General features: G+C 32.6%; 29 protein-coding genes. 17 read left to right on the top strand and 12 right to left on the bottom strand.

Features of this window, described 5'->3' with window-relative positions:
• Positions 1-155 precede the first annotated feature (155 nt).
• Positions 156-797 carry a DsbA family protein gene (locus OO712_RS05280; protein WP_109877085.1) on the top strand — a complete coding sequence of 214 codons (642 nt, stop codon included), beginning with the start codon at positions 156-158 and terminating at the stop codon, positions 795-797.
• A 61-nt stretch (positions 798-858) separates the two neighbouring features.
• A complete protein-coding gene (gene prf1, locus OO712_RS05275) occupies positions 859-2,136 on the top strand; it encodes a peptide chain release factor aRF-1 (protein ID WP_109877086.1) in 1,278 nt (425 codons plus the stop codon).
• Here the strand turns inward: prf1 and OO712_RS05270 are convergent.
• A complete protein-coding gene (locus OO712_RS05270) occupies positions 2,133-2,540 on the bottom strand; it encodes an HIT domain-containing protein (RefSeq protein ID WP_109877087.1) in 408 nt (135 codons plus the stop codon). The genes prf1 and OO712_RS05270 overlap by 4 nt on opposite strands.
• A gap of 79 nt (positions 2,541-2,619) precedes the next feature.
• Between OO712_RS05270 and OO712_RS05265 the strand changes: the two genes are divergently transcribed.
• Positions 2,620-3,216 (top strand): protein-disulfide isomerase, encoded by a 597-nt coding sequence (locus tag OO712_RS05265; protein ID WP_109877088.1) that lies wholly within the window; start codon positions 2,620-2,622, stop codon positions 3,214-3,216.
• Here OO712_RS05265 and OO712_RS05260 read toward each other — a convergent pair.
• Positions 3,209-3,418 carry a hypothetical protein gene (locus tag OO712_RS05260; RefSeq protein ID WP_109877322.1) on the bottom strand — a complete coding sequence of 70 codons (210 nt, stop codon included), beginning with the start codon at positions 3,416-3,418 and terminating at the stop codon, positions 3,209-3,211. The two genes, OO712_RS05265 and OO712_RS05260, sit on opposite strands and share 8 nt — an antisense overlap.
• A 91-nt stretch (positions 3,419-3,509) precedes the next feature.
• Here OO712_RS05260 and ilvD point away from each other — a divergent pair, with 91 nt between their 5' ends.
• Positions 3,510-5,183: a dihydroxy-acid dehydratase gene (gene ilvD / locus OO712_RS05255; protein WP_109877089.1), complete on the top strand. Its 1,674-nt coding sequence runs from the start codon at positions 3,510-3,512 to the stop codon at positions 5,181-5,183.
• On the opposite strand, the gene OO712_RS05250 is transcribed toward ilvD, so the two are convergent.
• The 5 genes from OO712_RS05250 to OO712_RS05230 form a co-directional block, all read right to left on the bottom strand.
• Positions 5,178-5,732, bottom strand: a complete 555-nt coding sequence (locus OO712_RS05250; protein ID WP_109877090.1) for a hypothetical protein — start codon at positions 5,730-5,732, stop codon at positions 5,178-5,180. The two genes, ilvD and OO712_RS05250, sit on opposite strands and share 6 nt — an antisense overlap.
• Positions 5,733-6,156: 424 nt before the next feature.
• Positions 6,157-7,842, bottom strand: a complete 1,686-nt coding sequence (locus OO712_RS05245; RefSeq protein ID WP_225866882.1) for a helicase C-terminal domain-containing protein — start codon at positions 7,840-7,842, stop codon at positions 6,157-6,159.
• 102 nt (positions 7,843-7,944) lie between these two features.
• Positions 7,945-8,142 (bottom strand): hypothetical protein, encoded by a 198-nt coding sequence (locus OO712_RS05240; RefSeq protein ID WP_109877324.1) that lies wholly within the window; start codon positions 8,140-8,142, stop codon positions 7,945-7,947.
• A 566-nt stretch (positions 8,143-8,708) separates the two neighbouring features.
• Positions 8,709-8,867 carry a hypothetical protein gene (locus OO712_RS05235; RefSeq protein ID WP_160049217.1) on the bottom strand — a complete coding sequence of 53 codons (159 nt, stop codon included), beginning with the start codon at positions 8,865-8,867 and terminating at the stop codon, positions 8,709-8,711.
• Positions 8,867-9,049, bottom strand: coding sequence for a hypothetical protein (locus tag OO712_RS05230; RefSeq protein WP_109877091.1), 183 nt, complete (start codon positions 9,047-9,049; stop codon positions 8,867-8,869). Before OO712_RS05230 ends, OO712_RS05235 begins: the two co-directional genes overlap by 1 nt.
• 302 nt (positions 9,050-9,351) lie before the next feature.
• Between OO712_RS05230 and OO712_RS05225 the strand changes: the two genes are divergently transcribed.
• The 4 genes from OO712_RS05225 (at position 9,352) to OO712_RS05210 (ending at position 10,605) form a co-directional block, all read left to right on the top strand.
• A complete protein-coding gene (locus tag OO712_RS05225; protein ID WP_109877093.1) occupies positions 9,352-9,669 on the top strand; it encodes a GIY-YIG nuclease family protein in 318 nt (105 codons plus the stop codon).
• 60 nt (positions 9,670-9,729) lie between these two features.
• Complete coding sequence (locus OO712_RS05220; RefSeq protein ID WP_109877094.1) at positions 9,730-9,972, top strand: hypothetical protein; 243 nt, start codon at positions 9,730-9,732, stop codon at positions 9,970-9,972.
• A 146-nt stretch (positions 9,973-10,118) separates the two neighbouring features.
• On the top strand, positions 10,119-10,250 hold the full coding sequence (locus tag OO712_RS05215; protein ID WP_263970072.1) for a hypothetical protein: 132 nt from the start codon (positions 10,119-10,121) through the stop codon (positions 10,248-10,250).
• Between the two features lie 88 nt (positions 10,251-10,338).
• Positions 10,339-10,605, top strand: coding sequence for a hypothetical protein (locus OO712_RS05210; RefSeq protein WP_109877095.1), 267 nt, complete (start codon positions 10,339-10,341; stop codon positions 10,603-10,605).
• A 16-nt stretch (positions 10,606-10,621) separates the two neighbouring features.
• Here the strand turns inward: OO712_RS05210 and OO712_RS05205 are convergent, their stop codons facing one another.
• The 3 genes from OO712_RS05205 to OO712_RS05195 form a co-directional block, all read right to left on the bottom strand.
• Entirely contained in the window at positions 10,622-11,158 is a 537-nt protein-coding gene (locus OO712_RS05205) for a hypothetical protein (protein WP_109877096.1), read from the bottom strand.
• Between the two features lie 84 nt (positions 11,159-11,242).
• Positions 11,243-11,446, bottom strand: coding sequence for a hypothetical protein (locus OO712_RS05200; RefSeq protein WP_225866883.1), 204 nt, complete (start codon positions 11,444-11,446; stop codon positions 11,243-11,245).
• Positions 11,447-12,830: 1,384 nt separating this feature from the next.
• Entirely contained in the window at positions 12,831-13,103 is a 273-nt protein-coding gene (locus tag OO712_RS05195) for a hypothetical protein (protein ID WP_109877097.1), read from the bottom strand.
• 131 nt (positions 13,104-13,234) lie between these two features.
• On the opposite strand from OO712_RS05195, the gene OO712_RS05190 reads away from it, so the two are divergent.
• From OO712_RS05190 to OO712_RS05155, 8 genes are all read left to right on the top strand, one after another.
• The gene (locus OO712_RS05190; RefSeq protein WP_263970073.1) at positions 13,235-13,369 is read left to right on the top strand and encodes a hypothetical protein; all 135 of its coding nucleotides are present in this window, start codon (positions 13,235-13,237) and stop codon (positions 13,367-13,369) included.
• 41 nt (positions 13,370-13,410) lie between these two features.
• Positions 13,411-14,001, top strand: coding sequence for a hypothetical protein (locus OO712_RS05185; RefSeq protein WP_109877099.1), 591 nt, complete (start codon positions 13,411-13,413; stop codon positions 13,999-14,001).
• Between the two features lie 33 nt (positions 14,002-14,034).
• Complete coding sequence (locus tag OO712_RS05180) at positions 14,035-14,394, top strand: hypothetical protein (protein WP_109877100.1); 360 nt, start codon at positions 14,035-14,037, stop codon at positions 14,392-14,394.
• Between the two features lie 142 nt (positions 14,395-14,536).
• The gene (locus tag OO712_RS05175) at positions 14,537-14,701 is read left to right on the top strand and encodes a hypothetical protein (protein ID WP_200829079.1); all 165 of its coding nucleotides are present in this window, start codon (positions 14,537-14,539) and stop codon (positions 14,699-14,701) included.
• A gap of 447 nt (positions 14,702-15,148) precedes the next feature.
• A complete protein-coding gene (locus tag OO712_RS05170; protein WP_109877325.1) occupies positions 15,149-15,382 on the top strand; it encodes a hypothetical protein in 234 nt (77 codons plus the stop codon).
• A 106-nt stretch (positions 15,383-15,488) separates the two neighbouring features.
• Positions 15,489-15,962, top strand: coding sequence for a hypothetical protein (locus tag OO712_RS05165; RefSeq protein ID WP_109877101.1), 474 nt, complete (start codon positions 15,489-15,491; stop codon positions 15,960-15,962).
• A 444-nt stretch (positions 15,963-16,406) separates the two neighbouring features.
• Positions 16,407-16,562 carry a hypothetical protein gene (locus OO712_RS05160; RefSeq protein ID WP_200829080.1) on the top strand — a complete coding sequence of 52 codons (156 nt, stop codon included), beginning with the start codon at positions 16,407-16,409 and terminating at the stop codon, positions 16,560-16,562.
• Positions 16,563-16,605: 43 nt separating this feature from the next.
• A complete protein-coding gene (locus tag OO712_RS05155) occupies positions 16,606-16,998 on the top strand; it encodes a hypothetical protein (protein WP_225866884.1) in 393 nt (130 codons plus the stop codon).
• A 137-nt stretch (positions 16,999-17,135) separates the two neighbouring features.
• Here the strand turns inward: OO712_RS05155 and OO712_RS05150 are convergent, their stop codons facing one another.
• A complete protein-coding gene (locus tag OO712_RS05150; protein WP_109877103.1) occupies positions 17,136-17,366 on the bottom strand; it encodes a hypothetical protein in 231 nt (76 codons plus the stop codon).
• Between the two features lie 69 nt (positions 17,367-17,435).
• On the opposite strand from OO712_RS05150, the gene OO712_RS05145 reads away from it, so the two are divergent.
• Entirely contained in the window at positions 17,436-17,786 is a 351-nt protein-coding gene (locus tag OO712_RS05145; protein WP_109877326.1) for a hypothetical protein, read from the top strand.
• A gap of 256 nt (positions 17,787-18,042) precedes the next feature.
• On the opposite strand, the gene OO712_RS05140 is transcribed toward OO712_RS05145, so the two are convergent.
• The gene (locus OO712_RS05140; protein WP_109877104.1) at positions 18,043-20,211 is read right to left on the bottom strand and encodes a M20/M25/M40 family metallo-hydrolase; all 2,169 of its coding nucleotides are present in this window, start codon (positions 20,209-20,211) and stop codon (positions 18,043-18,045) included.
• Positions 20,212-20,245 lie beyond the last annotated feature (34 nt).

The following is a 20,245-nucleotide window of genomic DNA, read 5'->3' as shown; positions in this document are numbered from 1 at the left end:
ACATATTTTGGAAAATCTAGTGCCAGTAGAGTAGATGTGATCGTTAGTTCATCATCAAACGATCTATTGTTACAGAAATTTCTGCTAAAATTCAATATTGTAGACTTGGCGACAAATTAACGAAGATATTTAGTTATAATGATTTTTCTTAAAACATGACAAAAATTTACCTATTAACAATCCCCGTAATAATTGGAATTGTAACTGGAATGTCAATGGTGTATTTTCCTGAAAATCAGGATTCAAAATTACTTACGGTCCAAAAACTGATTCACAACGGTTCACCAATAATGGGAGATCCAAATGCTCCAATAACAATTTTAGAATGGGGGGACTATCAATGTACTTTTTGCTACAAATTTCATCAAAATACACTAGATATCATTTATGAAGAATATATCAAAACAGGTAAAGTAAAACTAGTCTTCAAGGATTTTCCACTTAATGGTTCTGATTCATTTTTAGCAGCAGAGGCAGCATATTGTGCAGATGATCAAGAAAAATATTGGGAATATCATGATGAATTATACAATAATTGGGGTGGGGAAAGAACAGGATGGATTACGAGGGAATCTTTGGATAAATTTGCACAAACAGTAAATTTGGATTTAGATGAATTTAACAAATGTCTAAATGAAAAGAAATATCAAAATAAAGTAATTACACTTCATGAATTTGGAAAAGAGGTAGGAATTGATGCTACACCTTCATTTTTGGTTTTTAATGATAACAAAATAATCAAAATTAGAGGAAATCAACCACTAGAAGTATTTCTAAAAACATTTGCAGAATTATAATTTGAAAAAGAAGAACAAATACAATCAAAATTAATATTCGCATGATCTGGAGTAATCATAAATGAAGAAAATAGATGTAGAAAAGCAAGATTCAGTTAAACTCTATAAAATTCGAAAAATATTAGAAGAATTATCAAAAAAATCAGGTCGTGGAACTGAGTTAATTACAGTATACATACCCAAAGGAAAACAACTTCATGAAATTATTAGCTCTCTTCAACAAGAGCAAGGAACAGCAGATAACATCAAATCAGATCTTACTAGGTCACATGTGGTCGATTCACTAGGTAAAGTTGTGCAGAGACTAAAAATGTATAAAAAAACTCCAGAAAAAGGATTGGTGGTTTTTTGTGGTGCACTGCCTCCAGAAGGAGGAGGTCCTCTTGGAAGTGAAATTGTAACTGTTTGGGAAATTGAGCCACCAAAAGATTTGAACCAATATTTGTACAGATGTGATGATCACTTTCACGTAGACATTCTAAAGGACATGTTAAAAGATGACAATCTAATTGGGTTCTTGGCAATTGATGCAAAAGATGCAGGGTGGGGATTGTTACATGGCGATAAAATTGAAGTTTTAGCTCAAACGGGTTCCGGTGTAGCAGGAAAACACAGACAAGGAGGTCAATCTGCAAAAAGATTTCAAAAACTCAGAGAGATGGAATTGACATATTATTTTAATCGAGTTGCAGAAACAACAAAAGAATATTTTATTGATATTTATCCGATTAAAGGTTTGGTGATTTCAGGACCAGGCCCTACAAAAGAAGATTTCATTAATGGAAATTATCTAGAATACAGATTACAAAATATGATCATCAATACAATTGACGCTTCGTACTCTGGTGCAGAAGGAATTAGAGAAGCTTTTGGAAAATCTTCAGATATTTTAGGAGACTTTAGAATGGTTGAAGAGAAAAAACTAATAGAAGATTTATTCCGAGAAATAAACACCAACTCTGGAAAAGGATCTTACGGATTGAAAGAAGTGATAGAGTTTCTAAAGAACAACGTTGTCAAAGTCGTCCTGATTACAGATAATACAAATTTGCACAGGGTTGAAGGGATTTGCAAAAGATGCAAACATTTTCAAGAAGAAATTGTAGAGAGACCACAAGTCATTCCTAAAAAAACAGAATTTGCAAATAGTCCATGTCCAGGCTGTAATGCTATGGAAGTAGAAGTAAATGAACAAGACATTGTAGATTATCTGGAATTATTAGCAGCAAAAACAGGTTCTCAATTAGAGGTAATTTCAGGAAGTTCAGAACATGGAAACATGCTTGCGAGTCTGGGAAAGATTGGTGCCATTTTAAGATATAATCCAGGTCACGGTTAAGTGATAAAACTACGAATATTTTTTGAAAGTTCAACAAGTTCAGCGTCACTAGAAATTTGACGTTTTGTCCAAACTGTTCCTTTGCTATTATACCTAGGAATGATGTGTATGTGAACATGTGGGATGATTTGTTTTGCAGCTCTTCCATTATTTTGACCCAAACTAAATGCATCCGCACCAGTTGCATCTAATATCGCCCTTGCAATTTTTGGCACCAACGAAAATATTTTTCCAACATCTTCTGAATCCATGTCAGTAATTCTTTCATGATGAGTTCTAGGAATTATCAAACTGTGTCCGACATCAATTGGATATTTGTCTAGAAATGCAATGTGAGAATCATCTTCATAAAGCAGATGCCCAGCTCTTTTCCCATCTAAGATTTCACAAAAAATGCAATTCATATGGATCAGCATTTTGTGATTTTATTTATTGTTTTTATCGAATGATTAATTAGGCCACTTTTCAAACTGTGTACATCCTATGGGTAGAAAAGAAAGAAGAGAGCGTGAACTAAAACGTGATAATTACGCTACCAGACATTCAGCAGAAAAAAGAAAGCAGACTCTAATTGCAATAGGAGTTCTAGCAGTAATTGCAGTTATTGTAGGATATGCGGTGTGGATATTCATCAACATGTCGGATAATGTACCTGGAGGGCCAGAAAATGCCGGTGCATTGGGCAGTGAACACTCACATGCAGGATTATTGGTATCTATTTTTGGTGATGAATTTGATTTTTCAGCTCCGGCTTATCAGATTAAATCAAGTTGGATTCATTTTGAAGGAAGAGATGGCTCTACAGTACACAAACATGCAACAGGAGTCACACTAGGATATCTCTTTGACACACTTTCTTTAGGTCTAGATGATCAATGCTTTGTATTCCAGGACGGAAGAAGTTTCTGTACTAATGAGGATTACAAACTGGTGTTTTACATAAATGGTGAACAAGTTCCAGATATCAGAGATTATGAAATTCAAGAAGATGATAAAATTCTAATTGCATATGGTGCAGAGACTCCAGAAGAAATTGATGCGCTGTTGTTAAAATTGGAAAGCAGAGAATTAATCAAATAGATTTGTCTGATTCATCTTTTGTTGTAAATTGAGCCATCTTATCAAAGAACATGTAATACCCGCATTTGGTACAACGCAATACCGTTAACTCCGTTGTAAGAAATTCCTTGTCCTCAAATCGCCCACTGAGTTTTATATTTTCTCCAGCAATTGTTGCTTTATTGCTTTTACAAACAGGACATTCTAATGCTTTCTGCTCCACAATTTTCTCCAAAATGTTTACAATTTAAACTCAGTGAGAGTTTTTCAATATCAATAAAGTCTAAATTATAGCAAACTGAGATTTAGGCATCATGGAAATTTCAAGTAAAAATGTAGTAGAAGGAACATCCAGAGCTCCACAAAGAGCAATGTACAAAGCTATGGGATTAAATGATGATGATTTATCTAAACAATTTATCGGTGTTTGTCATACTGGAAATGAAGCAACACCGTGTAACATTCACCTTCCCAAATTAGCTCTCCAAGCAAAACAAGGAGTGTCAGATGCAGGTGCAACACCTAGAGAATTTTCAACAATTGCAGTAAGTGATGGTATTGCAATGGGTCACGAAGGGATGAAATCATCTTTAGTTTCTCGTGAAGTAATTGCAGATTCAATTGAATTAATGGTTAGAGCACACCAATATGATGCACTAGTAGGAATTGCAGGATGTGATAAAAGTTTACCTGGAACAATGATGGCGATGGCTCGACTAAACATACCATCAGTTTTTGTGTATGGAGGAACAATCATGCCGGGAATGCTTGACGGACAAGAATTGACAATAGTTGATGTGTATGAAGCAGTGGGAGCATATGATTCAGGTCAATTATCACTTGAATCCTTAAAAAATATTGAAAATACTGCTTGCCCAAATTCAGGTTCTTGTGGTGGAATGTTTACTGCAAACACAATGGCATCAATTTCTGAAGCTATTGGACTTGCATTGCCAGGAAGTGCCAGCCCACCTGCAGAAGACGATAGACGAAACAAAATGGTGTATGATACAGGAGTTGCATGTGCTAGATTGTTGGAGATGAATATCAGACCAAAAGAAATTTTGAGTTTTGAAGCGTTTGAAAATGCAATTACGATGTTGAATTCTGTTGGTGGATCAACTAATGGGATATTACATTTGCTAGCACTAGCAAATGAAGTTAATATTGATTTGACCTATGATGATTTTGAAAGAATAAGAAAGAAAACACCACATTTAGCAGATATGAAACCAGGAGGAAGTTATGTAATGAATTCATTGGACAAAATTGGAGGAATACCATTTGTACTAAAAAAACTTCTTGAAAAAGGATTGTTAAATGAAAACTGTATGACAGTTACTGGAAAAACCATCAAAGAAAATCTTACATCTATGAAAATGCCAGATGTGGAACAACATATTGTAAGATCAGTTGAGAATCCAATTCACCAGGTAGGAACAGCAGTAATTCTCAAAGGAAGCCTTGCACCGGAAGGAGCAGTAATCAAGACAGCAGGTGTAGAAATGACAAAATTTACTGGGAAGGCCCGTGTTTTTGACCGAGAAGAATATGCATTTGATGCTGTTGCAAAAGGCGAGATAGATGAGGGGCATGTAGTAGTGATAAGATATGAAGGACCAAAGGGCGGTCCAGGAATGCGAGAAATGCTAGCTACTACTGCTGCACTTGTAGGACAAGGATTGGGTAAGAAAGTTGCAATGGTAACTGACGGAAGATTTTCAGGAGGAACACGTGGATTTATGGTAGGCCATGTTGCACCAGAAGCATATGTTGGTGGTCCAATAGCACTTGTCAGAAATGATGATGAAATTACAATAGATACAGAAACCAACATAATTGATTTACATGTATCACCAGAAGAATTAGAAAAAAGAAGAAAGACGTGGAGTCCTCCTAAACCCAATTACACAAGAGGTGCCTTGGCAAAATATGCAACACTAGTAGGTTCTGCAGCACAAGGTGCAATTACTAGTGCAATCTTATAACTGAGACAGTTTTTTCCAGTCTAATTTTTCTTGTTCTTTAACATAAATTTTCAACAATACACCCCAAGCTTTTTGAAAATCTTTCACAAATTTATTAAAACCAGATGTTGAAGATAAAGAGAGTTTGTTTTTTGGGGCATAGTTCACCTCACTAAGAGATATACAATGAACAGTAGCATTTCTAACTTCAAATAAACGAGACATATTTCGTGTAAATTCTGGTGCAAATACTTTCCAATCAAGAAAAGTTCTAATTTTTCGATTAACTGGAACAAGATTTAGCAGATAGAGCAAGTCAGCACTATCACTGTTATTGGAATAACCAATTATTCTCAATCTAATTATTTCATCAAACAAAAAAGCCATTTTTGAAAATGCAGACAACACGCTGTCTCGATTTTTTGAAATAGACAGTTTTGGATTAAATCCATTTTTCAATACACCGTCATTTAAAAAATAATGTTTTTCTTTATCAATTAGGTATAGTCGAATTTTCGAAGATATTCTTTTTTTACCTTTTATGCTGGCAATAAAATGAGGTACGCTCATTGGACAACAAAGAAATAATCATGAAATAAGGATTTTGTAGATTTTCAGAATTATGATGAACAAATTGCCCACAAGATTTATAGATCAAGATCAGAAATTGCTCATAGAGATAACAGGAAAAAATAACACTATTCTAGGAAATTACTGTTGTCTACTACAGGTTCTCTAAATTAATCCTACGAGCTGGAATTTTTTGATTGAGGCATGATATTAACAAAAATACGATAAATTTCAAATTCTATATAGATTACAAAATTTTCATAATTCATTTAATCTAAACCTAATAGTAAAAACTTGCTAAAAATAACGTGAAATTAACCGATTATGATTTCGACATAATAGAAGGTTATGATGACTTTCCAGACTATGACTTTGAGGATCGCAAGGGATAGAATTTTTTAATTTTGTTATTTTCTAAATCCACCTATTGATTTTCCATTCCCAGTACATCATAGTATGCCTTTGGAATCATCTGCTGTCCCTTGAAAAAGACATTATTTACAGCAGTATCCAATACGTAAGTTTTTGCCCAATCATCATTACTTCTAATTGAACGACCAAACCCTTGTAATATCTTAGTTAAAGTTTGAGAGGTATACCATAAAGGAAATTTATTCATTTTTGCCTTAGTTCTTTTTTCTGTGTAATTTGGATAAGGAACCTTTGCAATGATTTGGAATCTAGATAAATCATCTTTTAGATCAACACCTTCCCAAAGAGAAGAGGACAACAACACACCAGTAGGATCAGAAGCATGTTCTGAAATCACATCATCTTGAGATTTTCCATCATTATTTTTACTATGACAGATTCTGATTCGTTTAGAGTTTTTAGAGGAAAGACATCGAAGAATCTTTTGACATCGCGGGATGGAAGATGTAAGGATCAAGCCTCGTTCATGTGAATGCTCATCTAAAATTCGATCAATTGTTTTGATTACTTCAAGCTCATCCTCATCGTTAGAGCCATAACTTAATCTTCGAATATTTAGAAGTTCGATGCTCCTGTGCTCAATAGGGAAAGGAGATTTTTCAGTATCCACAAAGGCAACATCATCTTTTTCCAACCCCATATTTTCACAAAAACTTGATTTGTCAATTGTGGCAGACATGAATATTTGATATTCAGTCTCAAAAAATGCATTTGTGAATTTTGAAACATCGATAGGTCTTACTGAAATAGTTCTAAAATTTCCGTTAAAATCTTTCACAGGATCATTTACAACAAAATTATTCTTATCAGACACGATGTCAATTTTTGCCTGGGCCGTTCTATCATGACGTCTTTCCAATCCGCTGAGCAATTCATAGTCCGGATCTTTTTGAAATGCAGAACTTTCTTTGATATCTTGGATTTTTTTTGCATATGAGTATGCCATATCATCAGTTAGTTTAATCACAGAATCCAAATCTGTAAAATCATACTTTTCTGAATTCAGATTACATTCATCAATTTGTCCACTGAAAATATCAAACCCTACAAATTGAATTATTTGATCCTCAATTTTATGTGCCTCATCAAAGACAGTCACCTTCCTGGCGAGATAATCTTCAAAAAGTTTTTTGTTAAATTTCATAATTGTAAAAAATGCATGATAATTCCACAGAGAGTGTTTGGACGTAAGAGCATCGTATTTTTGTAAATAATAATGGCAGGATTTTTCATCCTGCGTATGATCTTCAACTTGTTTTATTGTGGGTTTGAATTTGCACACCTCAACTATCTCTTTTCCGTTTTTACTTATTCTCTCTTGACAAACTCCTTTATCACAAGTTAGGCCCCATCTCATAGCTCGTCTATCATTGTCAATTTTCTCCAAATCCATTAATTTCAAGCATGGAAAATTTTGTTTACCTTTAACAGGTTTCAGAAATGGAATATCTTTGATATATTGATCTTGAAGATGTTTCGATGCAGTAACTGTGAATGAACTATCAAAATGGTTGGAAACAGTAGCTCCTACTAGGGATTTTCCAACACCAGTAGGAGCACATAAAATAATTTTTTTATATCCTGATTTTAAATTCTCTTCAATTTTTGAAATTATTTCTTTTTGTATTTCACGTGGAGTAAAATGTGCAGGGAATTTTTCTATAAGAGACAGGATCAAATCTATTTTTTCTCAATATTAAAAGCATGAAGGTTCTAATGATATCAAAAAGTAGCAATCTAGTGTATACTTAGATTCTTTTTTCTTTACTTGGATCCTATTTTACCTAACTGCAACTCGTTTTTTAATAGTTTTACGTGCTGGTCTATCAACTTTTTCAGTTTTTAATTTTGGTTTATCAGTAGATATACTCACACCCTTTTTTTGCCCCGTACGTCTAGCATCATTTCGTATTTTTTCATCTTTTTGTAATTTTTGTAACTCTGCAGCATCTACTTTACGTGTTTTACTTGTTGCCATGTACTTTAGAAATTCATTGTAGTAATTTAACATTTAGTTCCAAAAAGAATTTAATTTCAGAATAATTACCATCCCTTAATTCAAAAGATTATTCAGAAATAGGACATACTTTGATCATATTACAATGAATAACCTTCATTTGAAGATGCACGAATTGGATATGAAAATTGGTATCATAGAAATATGTTTGGCACATTGTCCATTTGGTTAGAATGGATAGTTTCTTTTGATGAGTTTAGAATTCAAAACTGCTTAACGTCAAAAGAACAACAAAGATAATTCCTGCAACTATGATAACGCCCTTGAAAAGAGTTTTCAATGATTATCAGAGAATTGTACGAACTTAAGCGTATTGCGGGTTATCAAAAGAGTTTTAGGATTAAGGGTATTTTTCACGTATGATTCCTGAGTGGAGGTTAAATAGAAATTTTGTATTACAAAGTCATGGTTCAGTTGAAAAATAAAAAGTTCTTCAAAGCAATTCAAAGTAAATGGAATCAATTAGAGGAGCCTGAGCAAGAATGGGGACAATTAGATGAATAGTACAGTCCAAAAAGGTTTAGAATCTAAGGAAAACTTCCATCGTTGATCATTTCTTTGTATATGGTTTTTTCTAGTCTGGTCTCAGTTGCACTGCATTTACTACATAAACCCATGTCTTGTGGATCTTCTTTCTGTTTCTTTTCACATTCAACACATTTGTGAATCCCTTTCTTAAACGCCATTAATTATCAAAACCCACAGTTCTCATACCCACACAAGGTTTGTTTCCTTTACTCCAGCACTTACAAGAACAAGAAACGGCTTTTCCACTTTTCAAGTCTTTGACAACTTTATGAAAAACTCCCTCTCTTATTTTTGATTCAATCATTATTGTTTCATATTCACCTAGATCATAGTCAACCATGACTATAATCTGAAAACAATGAACTTAAGCGTATTGTTTAAAATTTTGAAATTTGCATCACAGTATTTGAAATTGTATTACGCAAATATGAAAGAAAAGCATAATCTAATAATGGAATATTATGATAATTGCAAAAGATTGATCAGCGTAGAATACAAGGTCCTAGTTTTGGAAAGCGAGCATAATTCCCAGAGTCATGAACGTGTTTTTTGAATCGCCATTATGATAACAATATAAGGATTTATGATATTTAATATCAAAAGGAGAAACTTGTTTAATATCTAGTAAAACCATTACAAATTATGGAATTATTAGAAGACAAAATGAGAGTGTGGCTTGAAAGTGCTAAATTTGTAAAACCTGCATCTGGAGTATATGTTCTCTACAACAGAAATAAAGAACCAATATACATTGGAGAAACAGATAATCTTGAAGAGACATTTACAAAATATGTAGATACAAATTTTGAGGGAAATGAATGCAAACAAAAAACACAATCATATCAAAGAGTGTTTCTAGAAAACCCCAAAGAATTACAAACAAAATTGATTGAAGATTTTAAAAATGAAACAGGAAAAATGCCTTCATGTAATTCAGAGATACAACTAGAAACACATTAAAAATGCACTGCATTGCATTGAAATCCTACTGAATTAATATTAACAAAAAGAAATCCAATCATGTCTAATGCAATGATTTACGTAGGAATTGCTATTGGTGTGGTCGCAATGGCAGGAGCAATTGCTTATGGCACTGCAAATCAACAAAACTACATCTCAGAAGATGCAGTATTGGCACCCGCAGCAGAGCAAGGTTTACTTCCAAAGACAGGAGTACTTGGAGCTGATTTAAACAAAGAGAAATGGCATGAGGATCCATTTGGAGATTTGGCCCAAAAAATCAGAGAACAGAATGGAAGATAATTAATTCAGATTTTAATTCTTTTTTATTTTATTGTCAGAAAATAGACATTCTAGATGTTTGAATTATGATAAAATATCCAAATTTTATGAATAGAAAATCATTATTTTAGGGAAAACAATTAATCTAAGATTAATGTAATATTGGAATGCATCAATGTTACTATTGTGAACAATTATTTGAATCAAAAGAACAGTTGTATGAGCATGTTGAAGTTCATTCAGACATTGAAAGAAATAAAGAAATCATGGAAAGAAAAAAGAAACTAGGGAAAAAATAATTGTTTTAGGCTAAAGTAAAAAAAATAGAGCAAAGGTCAGAATTTATCCAATTCAGGGACAGATATAATAATTTTAATTTCATTAAGTATGGATTGGGTAGAAATGATTCTGAAAAAATCATGTGAAAAAACACTTACGAAAAGTGAAGTGCTTCACAGTTTATTTCATATGATTGAAGTGAATGAAAATACATTAAATCAAATTCAAACAGATACACGGGATTTTGGTCCTGAACTTGAAGAATTAAAACAAACTGAAATCAGAGATCTGGAATTTCATTTAAAATATTATAGAAGTTTAGTAAATTACATAAATTTAATTCCTGAAAATAAAGTAATTAGAAATCAGTCATAGTAACTTTTCAAATCGGCTAAGATCTTAGTTTATTAAATTTCAAATCAAATTCTAATTGTTTTTCAAGATTATGGCCAAATTCCGTCATAGCATCATATTCCTGACGTCGTTTAACTAACACCTGCTCTAGTTTTTCAATTTCTTCAGCAATCATTCTTCCAGAATCTTCTTTTGCAAACTGTTTTTGTTGCTCTTCGTTCTGACCTCTAGTAGGAAAATGTTTTCCATAAAATACAGCTTGTAATTTTTCAATGTATTCTTGTCTTATCATCTCTGCTAAATCAAAATGGCCTTGTTCATGATTTAATAGACGATCAGTGTCTTGTGAAATTCTTACCCAAGAAAGATGAGGAAAGAATTCTACATAGATACGAATGTTTTCAATTAGGAATAAAATTTGTTCATCGATTTTTTCAGAATTTATTGTCCATGTGAATTTATATTTTATTACACTATGAGAATCTTCAAATGTTGCAGGGTTTGATTCTGCTTGAAAATCTGCCCATTTGAGAAACGTCTCCTTTGACCAAACAACAACATCATTTTCATTCATATTACATATCACTTATCTGACGATAACATTGGATGTTTTTCTTTATAATAGGATATCAAAATAAAATTAATCATTAAAAATGAATTAAATTCGCTTTCCATCACGACCACTAAATTTTCCAAATGGTTGGGAGGAATCAAAGCCTAACCAAGAATAGTTGGTATTTTCTAAGGATTTATGGAAATTTTGATGTTCAATTAACGGAATATCGCCCCAATCACCCGCATGAATAAACTCGCATTTCTCGAATCTGTGATTTTTTTGTACTCCTTTACATTGTATTATCAATCAATTTTAGATGTATTTTAAGACTGAAAAATATATTGTTAAAGAAAAATGTTTGACGGCAAACGAATTCTAGGGGTATGGTCGGTTAAGGCAAACGTAGGAATACCGTCAAACGGATGACTCAATATACTATACATAGTGTGGACTAAAAGAAACTGTGTGTACACATTGAACACACTGTGCCTGAAACAGTGTTTTTTCCAAAAATAGGTCAATTTTTGTAAAATTAAGAATTGGATCATTTTTTCAACCCATTTTGATTAAATTTCAAGACATGTTTTATTTTAAGAATTTTTGAGGATTGAAATCATAAGTATTGAAAGCAAGGTGATTGCTTGTTTGAAATCGGCCGTAACTCCCAAAGAGTCGATGCAAAAAGATTTCAAACATGCTTGCTTTCATTTTCTAAATTATCAATGTAAATAAAATATTTCTTCGAAAACAAGATGACATCAGAACTTAGAACAGAAATGAACTGCAGTATTTCCAACAGGGTTTGCAGTAGACAAAGTCATTGCAAAATAACTAATGTCTCAAAAAAAGATTTTGTGATTATCAATGTCCATAAATCAAATAAACTTGAAAATGAGTTTGCATAGATTCGATTGGTACACCATGGAGGGTCTATTCGCAATACACAGAAAAAATAGAATGTTGAAGATACTTGAAAACATACACATATTGCAGTACAGAGGAATGTCACAGATATTGAATTAGCAAAACACGGATTATTCTGTCACACTGGAGTGGAGATATTTGATTCTAAATCTTTTAGGCATTCCAAATTATTTTTGCTAGAAAAAAGTATTTAGATCTAATACAGAATCTATTAATTTTAGAAGAAATTAACGTTATCAATGAACACCAAATTTTACATCACCATGGGCATTTCAATTGCAGCATTGATTGTGGGATTTATTTTGTTGTTTGGATAACTATGAAATTTTAAAACAGAGTTATTAAATTCCCGTTAAGCAGTTGATTTTTTTAATACGCTGTTGGGATTTTATTATCTGGGGTTTTGGATGTTTAAATTAATAGTAAATTATTGGATTTTCACATCTAGTAAAAACATCAAATATTTGTTGAACAGTCTTTACCGCGGAAATAAATTTAACAGATGAATTTATCTCTCCGAATGCAAAATGTCAAAATGCAAAGTAATCCAATTATGTCCACAATTAGAAAAATTCTAAAAATCACTCTGAATAACTAAGAATTTTTTTACATATTAAGACTGAAATCAACAGAATTTTTGATTTAAAATTTTAATTGGATAAATCAATTTTTACGTACTTTTTTATTTTTAGAATTATTCTTTAATCAAAAATATTGCCACGGATAGGCTGGGATATTGACAATCCAAACGACATTGATTGTCAAATCATCTGTGGCCAAAAAGTTCAGTTGGATGTGAATTGGATAAATAATTTGTAAGTTCGTCTTTAGAATATAATCCCATATTACAATCAATTAATTTAGAGATATTTTGAAAGGCAGAGCATTGATTGTCGATACTAAAAAGTTCCTCACAATTAGGACACTGAATTACCACATGATTTCCCCAATCACATTCAATATCATCAATTATATCAAAAAGAACCACATCATTACAACTACAACGTAGTTTATTTTGGAATTTATCAACTAAAGTCATAATAAAATCATGGAAAATTCAAATATAATTTATTAAGAATCGGTTAAAAATAAATTCAATAATTGACTCAATGTCCAACATGCAAACTCTTAATGGAATCCCATTCAACAACAGAATTAATGGAATGCTGTATGAAACAAGTGGGAGATGAATTCAATGAAGGACAAGCAGGAAAATGCCCAAATTGTAAACATGATATTAAAAAACATTCAGATAAACAATTAGCTGAATGCACACTAGAGTATCTCAAATCAGGAATTAACTAGTTTAAGATAAGAATAAACAACAGAATAATGAAAATTATTTATTGGATCAAAGTACGAGGAAATTAATTGGTCAATATTCTCCCATGTGGACAAATAAGCAAGTATGGGAATTTGAACAACTAAACGAAAACCTAAGATTTGACGTGGTTTTTGCAGAGCCAAAAGGTTATGAGACAAATTCTTGGAAATCAAAACTTGCATTTGCAGATTCGGAAATAAGAGATGTAACGGTCAGAACTTTTGATAATTTAATAGATGGAAAGGAGTTATGGATTGTAAACAAAGACCAAGGAAGACTAGATGATCAATACATACCATATCTTATGGCTGTAATGACAGACATAATGATAGAAGAGGAAATTTGTCTGAATTTTCGATTTGAGAATAATTGTTTAGTGGTGTCAATTGATTCCAGTGCAGATGTAATTGACTGTAAAGAATTTTTTGAGGAATTTTACCATCTAGCAACAGGATTCAATTACGATGTAGATACTGGCATTCCCGATGACGAGACAGAAGCTGAGATCTATCTTACCCGACTTCAAGAAGAATTTGACGAAAAGATGAAAGAGCGATTAGGAGACAAGTATTTGCCAGGCAATAATGATCCTGATACTATAAACGCCAAATGATTACTAAAATACTAGAAAATATTAAAAAAAATATTGTCTGAAAGAAAACCATTTAGAAGATTTCGAAAAAGAGAACCTTCATTGACTACAGAACAAAAGATAGAACAGTTTATCATAAGAAATTCTAAAAACGGGTATTTTACGAAAGTTTCGACCATCCCATATAAGTTTGAAATTTCAGAGGACGCCACATGGAATATTATTGGAGGGTTATTATCAAGTGGAGTATTAGAATCATTTCATGATGAAGTTACTGGAGAAATGAAACTCTGCGAGACTGGAAAAATTTATTCTATTATGGATTTAGAAAAAAAGAGAAAAAGAACCAAATTTCACACAACAAAAAATAATAAACCAATTTTAAAAAAGAAAAAAATTCAAAAGAATATCTGAAATTATAAAAACGACAAAACCATAAAATCCAAAACTCTTAATTTTGAAGAATGAGGGATGAAACTAATGGATTATGATGAAAATCTGCCTACCCAGTGCCACTCCATAATAAAATCACGAAAGAGAAAGAAGGAAATAAACAATGAAGCAGTGTAAATTGTGTGGCACTCCACTTGGAAAAGAACCAACTGCTGAAGAGTTAGAAAAACATTGGAAGAAACATCATAATTGGCATTGGGAATCAAACAAAGAGAAAACGCCTGAAGAGGCATTGTTAAAAAAACGAGATCAAGACGTCTTGGAATAGCGGTCGTTTATAGCATGCCTAGACCACTATACGAAGGCGTCAAAATAACATCAAGTTCAAGTTATAAAAGAAATTTGTATTAATTTTCAAACGTTTGTTTGATTCAAATTAAAAAATAAAACTAATTTACAGTAATCAAATCGTGTGATTTATCAAGTTTAAAACAGTACAATACACATGAGAGGTAAGATTTTTTGAAGGAAGATTTTGCAGAGTACACAAAATGCGCATCATGTAATCAGGCATTGATCTACTGTGATTGCAATTGCCCTTATTGTGGAAAGCGTGATGGATGTGAATGTGAGATTAAATCTCTGTCATTTGCATCATAATTTCATTTTTGCAGAGTTTAGAATCAGTACATGCGTGATTGAAAATTAATTTTAAACTAAAAACTGTGAAAAAATTCACTCCAAATCTGTAATAGTTTCCATGACAGTATTTACCATGTCAGGAATCAAGGCATATGATATCAAGGCAAGAAAAAAAGTACTAATGAAAAACCCACAGCCATATCTTATGAGGAATGGATCATGGGCTCTCAAAGGCACAAGTGCCGAGACGGGAATCAAATTGTTCAAAATTGTCGGAAGAGCAAAACCATCAATAATCCAGTCAAGATCAGAAGTGTTCAAAAATATCTTTACAAGTAGACAATGCGAATGCGAAAAATTATGCTAGCAGATTTTTTAAATACTGCAGGTTAATCGTGTATAAGGAACAGTCTAGACAAAATTGTGGAAAAGAAATTCGAAAGCATTAATTTGATAATTTTTTGATAAAAAATATGTCTTACGAGATTAATTGGCACAAAAATTTCTATGGTATTTCATGGGCGTACGAAAAAGATAGATTAGTGGTTTCAACTGTATTTGAAGACAAAAAAGAGGCAATTTCTATAGCAAAAGAAGTGGAAGATTGGAGCGATAAATTCACCAGATTAACAATAATTGAAAAAGATGATGATGAATTTGCAATCTGTTGTTATCAGGATCCACAAATTTCAAAAAGTGCTACACATGTAGGGCTATTTCGAACAGGAATGCGCCAAAGTGGCGGATATGAACAAGCAAAGCCAATGATTGAAGAAAAATCACCATTATTGCAAATTGCATATGCAGCAGATGTTAGAGACATGAACACATATGAGCAAATTTCAAGATTAGTTCCAATGAGAAAATGCAGGATAATCTCTGAAAAAGACTTGAAGAAGCAAGAATACTATTATGAAAAAAATGCAAGTATACAGAATCAAAATTAAAATGGTGAGATTCAAAACTACACAGATTTGAATTTCTCACCATCTATGGTCGGGTATCAAAGATTACTCAATCTGAATATAAAGAATCACTACTAAATTGTACATACTGTTGATACTGATAAATCATTCATCGATGTTAAATACAAAATATTCTACAACAAAACATGCAAGATAACAATAACCAATCATCATGGGAAGAAGTAATAGGAATATCATGGCTTATTTCTGACGAATAATACGTCAAGGTATCATCTCATACATAGTTCTAACTATCGGGTAAGTGAAAATCGGAAATTATGGATAAAAGACAGCATAATTTCTAGAAACACCTACCAGAAAATATAATGCGATAAGCGTTAGTCAATATAGTGAAAAAAGAGAATTAACAATACATAACCAAGAGTTTAAAAAAATCCATAAATTTGAGATTATGATATATCCAACATGCACTGTGACGATAAAAGAACACTCTATGTTTTAAAAGAAGAGATTGAAAGAAAATGGAATGAATTAAGAGATACGGGGTTCAAGGATAAAGTATTGCTAAAAAATCTCAATGATGCATTTTTAGACTATTTCGAATACAAAAATCAAAAATAAGAGTCTTAGAATAATTTAAGTAATATTTCAGGCCATTTATGATATGAATTTTGAAAATCTCTTACAGAGAATAATGGATTCAGACATCAACATCAGACACAGCATAATTACTGATATTGAAGGAAATATTCTTGCTACAAGTCACAGAGATGGAATTACAAATTATCTATCTCCAGAAGAAACAGCTGCTTCGTTGAAAAGAGCAGCTACCGCATGGAAAGGAAGAAAAGCATTATCTCCAAAAATTGGAGATGGGTTATATGCAGTAGCAGCATTTGAAAAAATTACAAGAATGACTTTCCCACTAGGCAATGAAAATTTGATTTTTGTCAGCATGGGTTCTGATTCAGTACGAACAGACATGCATGCAGGAGGTCAACAGCAAATTGTTCAACACGTCTTAAACATACTAAGTAGAGATCCAACAAAAGAATAAGCTGGCAGGTTTTGTCAAAAATGTCAATGATAGAGCACACAAAAGAGTGTAAATACCGAAATGATCATGACATGCCCCATACGAATTGCTATTGTCAATGCCATAAAATTATAATGGTAGAATCAGGAAAAATGGAATCAAAAACTTTCTGATTCTTTTTCCTCAAGTTTATCAATGATTTCAGTAACATTGGTAAGGATTACTTCTTTGATTTGGGTTTTAGTCATGCCGGATGCACTCATGAATTTCATCTGATCTAGTAGTGCAAAATGAACCCGTCCTTGAAGATAATCTACAATTCCAAAATCTTTTTTTGGAAACTCTGTTACAAATAGATCGTGCTCAGACAAATCATTATTTTCAGTCATGATTTAATTTAAGAAAAACTAGTTATAAAATTTCCAAATACTCATTAGACTCTACAAAAAATGAATTTCATGACAGAATTTGTACACAAACCATATGATCAAATTTATGTTAGAGATATGATTAAACTAGATCTTGATGATTTGATTGGAATGATGTCGTCCTTGGAGGCAGCAAATGCATATTGGGTGGATGGCGTATTATTTGCAAGTTTTGCCATGACAGAATCTGAAGAATTGGCAAAAAAAGAAATGCAAAATGAGATGTTTCTAGACAAGATAATTTTTTCAGTCTATGAAAAATATACAAAAACAGTAAAATCATCAACTAATTTAGAAATCGGAGTTTTAAACATGCAAAAAAGTAAATTATATCAAGATTTGATTGCATGGCTAAAAACTCAACCTATTTGGAATGAATAGCAGATAATTTTTACAAATTAGAAAAATAACGCCAGTACAAATAGAGGTAAAAATACAAGAAAGCATGTCATTATTTTGTAAAATATGTAATAATCGAAGATTACCAAAATGGATAAAAGAAGAAAATGTAACATTTTGGCTTTGTGAAACATGTGGAAATTTTGTCAACAATGATTCTGAAATCATTCGTAAGGTTTGATAGTCAACGGGTAGATTTTGTTTAATTCAACACAGGAAAAAAATATTAAAATAAAAATTATTTCTCAGCACATTTGAAGAGAACTGATGCCAACAGTGCTGCACGCTCAACAATACTGTCATGAAGAATGTATTCTTTTGCCGAACGATAATTATGGCCTATTGGACCAAATCCATCTAATGCAGGAAGTTTAACTGGGACATTACAGATATCAGAAGATATGAGTTGAGAGTGTTTTTTGATTTTTATTTCATGTTTTTTAGCAAGATCATCTACTAGTTCATAGAATTTTGTATCAGATGGCTCTTCTACCACGGGAGGTCTCGTTTGAATTTTATTTATTGATACATCTAACTTTTGTGAACCAGTTTCTCTCTTTTTCATGATTGACTGGATTTTTGTATCAAGTAGATCACCCAACTTTGTTGTTTTGTAACTGCAAATCAATGTCAGTGTTGCAAAATTAGGAGTCTGACCATGAGAGCCCTTTGAAACAATAGAAGTGGTTCTTAACCGATAGTCTTTTTCATCTTTTGAAAGTTTCTCAATAGCAGATAACTTTTTTGCTAAAACTGGAATTATGCCATGAATGTCAGAAGTTAATTGGTCGCCAGTACTGGTAAATCTAATTTGGTAGTCACTTCTTCCATAACATGTAGTAATTATTCCACCATCTTTGCTTGCAGATTTTAACCCAAGAATATATCTAGATTTTTTAGAGTATTCTTTAACAAATCTCTTGCTATAGCGACCTCCCAAACTATCATCAGTGGTAAGCAATATGCCACATCTTATTTTTTTGAGTTTTTTTGCAAATCTTAATGCGTGCAATGATCCCAGCATAACTGCTAACCCACCTTTACTTTCAGCTATGCCAGAACCGACAATTTTGTCATTATCCTCGTAATAACTAATCAAATCATCTGGTCCATAATGAGTATCAAGATGAGATACTAGTAAAACATCATTTTGAGATTCAGAATGATTTTTGAAATAATAGAAATTTCCAACCTCGTGTTGTCGGTGAATATGTTCCCTAAACCCAAGATGCTTTAATCGCTTGGAAATTGTCGCTCCTAACTGATTTACATTTTCAATATTATATACATGGGTATTTAGGTTTACAAATCCCCTCAGAGTTTCCTTTAAACTTTGTAGGTGACCTCTAAGATAGGTTCTAGCAACAACACGTAGTGGTTGAGTAAGATCAACATCGGCATCTTGTGGTTGTATTGATGATCCGAAATATCGAATAACTGCAACATCTAAAATCTTATTGATTAATGAATCGTATGTATACCCAGCAGTCTGCCCAGCATAATAAAAGGAACCACTCATTCCAAGACTTGCCATGGAATTTAATTCAAGAATGTAAAGATTTTCATCTTTATCCATTCTGAAATCAACTCGACTGTAATCATTTAATCCCAAACAGCTAAATGCCTTTATGCATAATTGCTTTATCTCGTCTATTTTTTCTTTGGATAGTTTTGCAGGACATGTTTTATTAACACCGCCTTTTTGTTTTTTATCTGAAATTGTTTGTATTTGATCAGGATGATCAAGATTGATTTCAACAATTGGAAGAACATCTACGTTAGGAGTATTTCCTAACAACCCCACTGCAAACTCTCTACCCGAAATAAATTGCTCCACCAGTATGTCTTGCTCAAATTTTTCAATCTGCACTTTTACTGCGGCATGAAGATCGTCCCAGTTATTTACCACCTCCATCCCCATAGAGGTAGATTCTAGTTTTGGTTTTACAATTACAGGGAAAACTAAATCATCATAAGTATCCTCAGGAGTTCTAAACACCCAAAATCCAGGTGTCGGAATATTATTTTTTTGTAAAACAATCTTGGTCAGAACCTTATCTTGGACAATTGCATGACCTGCGGGGCCTGATCCAATGTATGGTATTCCGAGCATTTCCATCATAGCAGGAACATGAGTATACCTATTCTGACCTTGAATACCATATGCCATGTTGAAAACCATTCCAGGGTTTTCACCAGCAACTACCTTTGGCATGAATTCACGTAATTCGTCAGCAAGATGAATATCGCCTTCAACAACTTTTACTGTATGTCCCCCTTTTTCTAAAGCTCTTGCAACTCTCTCCACAGCCTTTGTACTGTAATGTTCTTTTGTTGTCATCCCAAAGACGTTAATTACATCATTAGGATCAATAACATCTTCATTATAGATCAATGCAACTTTCAAAGAAATTCAACCACCATTATTTGGAACACATAGT

It is taken from the genome of Nitrosopumilus zosterae, assembly GCF_025998175.1.
Classification (GTDB): Archaea; Thermoproteota; Nitrososphaeria; order Nitrososphaerales; family Nitrosopumilaceae; genus Nitrosopumilus; species Nitrosopumilus zosterae.
Note: the sequence above shows the minus strand (reverse complement) of the source record. Positions and strands in the feature narration are given on the sequence as shown.

What these genes read in the sequence shown, in the direction of transcription:
- OO712_RS05235 (WP_160049217.1), bottom strand. Translation starts at nt 8,867, where the DNA reads ATGGCGTTTAAGAAAGGGATTCACAAATGTGTTGAATGTGAAAAGAAA.
- OO712_RS05265 (WP_109877088.1), top strand. Translation starts at nt 2,620, where the DNA reads ATGGGTAGAAAAGAAAGAAGAGAGCGTGAACTAAAACGTGATAATTAC.
- OO712_RS05160 (WP_200829080.1), top strand. Translation starts at nt 16,407, where the DNA reads ATGCACTGTGACGATAAAAGAACACTCTATGTTTTAAAAGAAGAGATT.
- OO712_RS05195 (WP_109877097.1), bottom strand. Translation starts at nt 13,103, where the DNA reads ATGACTTTAGTTGATAAATTCCAAAATAAACTACGTTGTAGTTGTAAT.
- prf1 (WP_109877086.1), top strand. Translation starts at nt 859, where the DNA reads ATGAAGAAAATAGATGTAGAAAAGCAAGATTCAGTTAAACTCTATAAA.
- OO712_RS05190 (WP_263970073.1), top strand. Translation starts at nt 13,235, where the DNA reads ATGAAACAAGTGGGAGATGAATTCAATGAAGGACAAGCAGGAAAATGC.
- OO712_RS05165 (WP_109877101.1), top strand. Translation starts at nt 15,489, where the DNA reads ATGTCTTACGAGATTAATTGGCACAAAAATTTCTATGGTATTTCATGG.
- OO712_RS05210 (WP_109877095.1), top strand. Translation starts at nt 10,339, where the DNA reads ATGGATTGGGTAGAAATGATTCTGAAAAAATCATGTGAAAAAACACTT.
- OO712_RS05280 (WP_109877085.1), top strand. Translation starts at nt 156, where the DNA reads ATGACAAAAATTTACCTATTAACAATCCCCGTAATAATTGGAATTGTA.
- OO712_RS05170 (WP_109877325.1), top strand. Translation starts at nt 15,149, where the DNA reads ATGTCAGGAATCAAGGCATATGATATCAAGGCAAGAAAAAAAGTACTA.
- OO712_RS05250 (WP_109877090.1), bottom strand. Translation starts at nt 5,732, where the DNA reads ATGAGCGTACCTCATTTTATTGCCAGCATAAAAGGTAAAAAAAGAATA.
- OO712_RS05220 (WP_109877094.1), top strand. Translation starts at nt 9,730, where the DNA reads ATGTCTAATGCAATGATTTACGTAGGAATTGCTATTGGTGTGGTCGCA.
- OO712_RS05270 (WP_109877087.1), bottom strand. Translation starts at nt 2,540, where the DNA reads ATGAATTGCATTTTTTGTGAAATCTTAGATGGGAAAAGAGCTGGGCAT.
- ilvD (WP_109877089.1), top strand. Translation starts at nt 3,510, where the DNA reads ATGGAAATTTCAAGTAAAAATGTAGTAGAAGGAACATCCAGAGCTCCA.
- OO712_RS05155 (WP_225866884.1), top strand. Translation starts at nt 16,606, where the DNA reads ATGAATTTTGAAAATCTCTTACAGAGAATAATGGATTCAGACATCAAC.
- OO712_RS05205 (WP_109877096.1), bottom strand. Translation starts at nt 11,158, where the DNA reads ATGAATGAAAATGATGTTGTTGTTTGGTCAAAGGAGACGTTTCTCAAA.
- OO712_RS05225 (WP_109877093.1), top strand. Translation starts at nt 9,352, where the DNA reads ATGGAATTATTAGAAGACAAAATGAGAGTGTGGCTTGAAAGTGCTAAA.
- OO712_RS05145 (WP_109877326.1), top strand. Translation starts at nt 17,436, where the DNA reads ATGACAGAATTTGTACACAAACCATATGATCAAATTTATGTTAGAGAT.
- OO712_RS05150 (WP_109877103.1), bottom strand. Translation starts at nt 17,366, where the DNA reads ATGACTGAAAATAATGATTTGTCTGAGCACGATCTATTTGTAACAGAG.
- OO712_RS05230 (WP_109877091.1), bottom strand. Translation starts at nt 9,049, where the DNA reads ATGGTTGACTATGATCTAGGTGAATATGAAACAATAATGATTGAATCA.
- OO712_RS05175 (WP_200829079.1), top strand. Translation starts at nt 14,537, where the DNA reads ATGAAGCAGTGTAAATTGTGTGGCACTCCACTTGGAAAAGAACCAACT.
- OO712_RS05215 (WP_263970072.1), top strand. Translation starts at nt 10,119, where the DNA reads ATGCATCAATGTTACTATTGTGAACAATTATTTGAATCAAAAGAACAG.
- OO712_RS05240 (WP_109877324.1), bottom strand. Translation starts at nt 8,142, where the DNA reads ATGGCAACAAGTAAAACACGTAAAGTAGATGCTGCAGAGTTACAAAAA.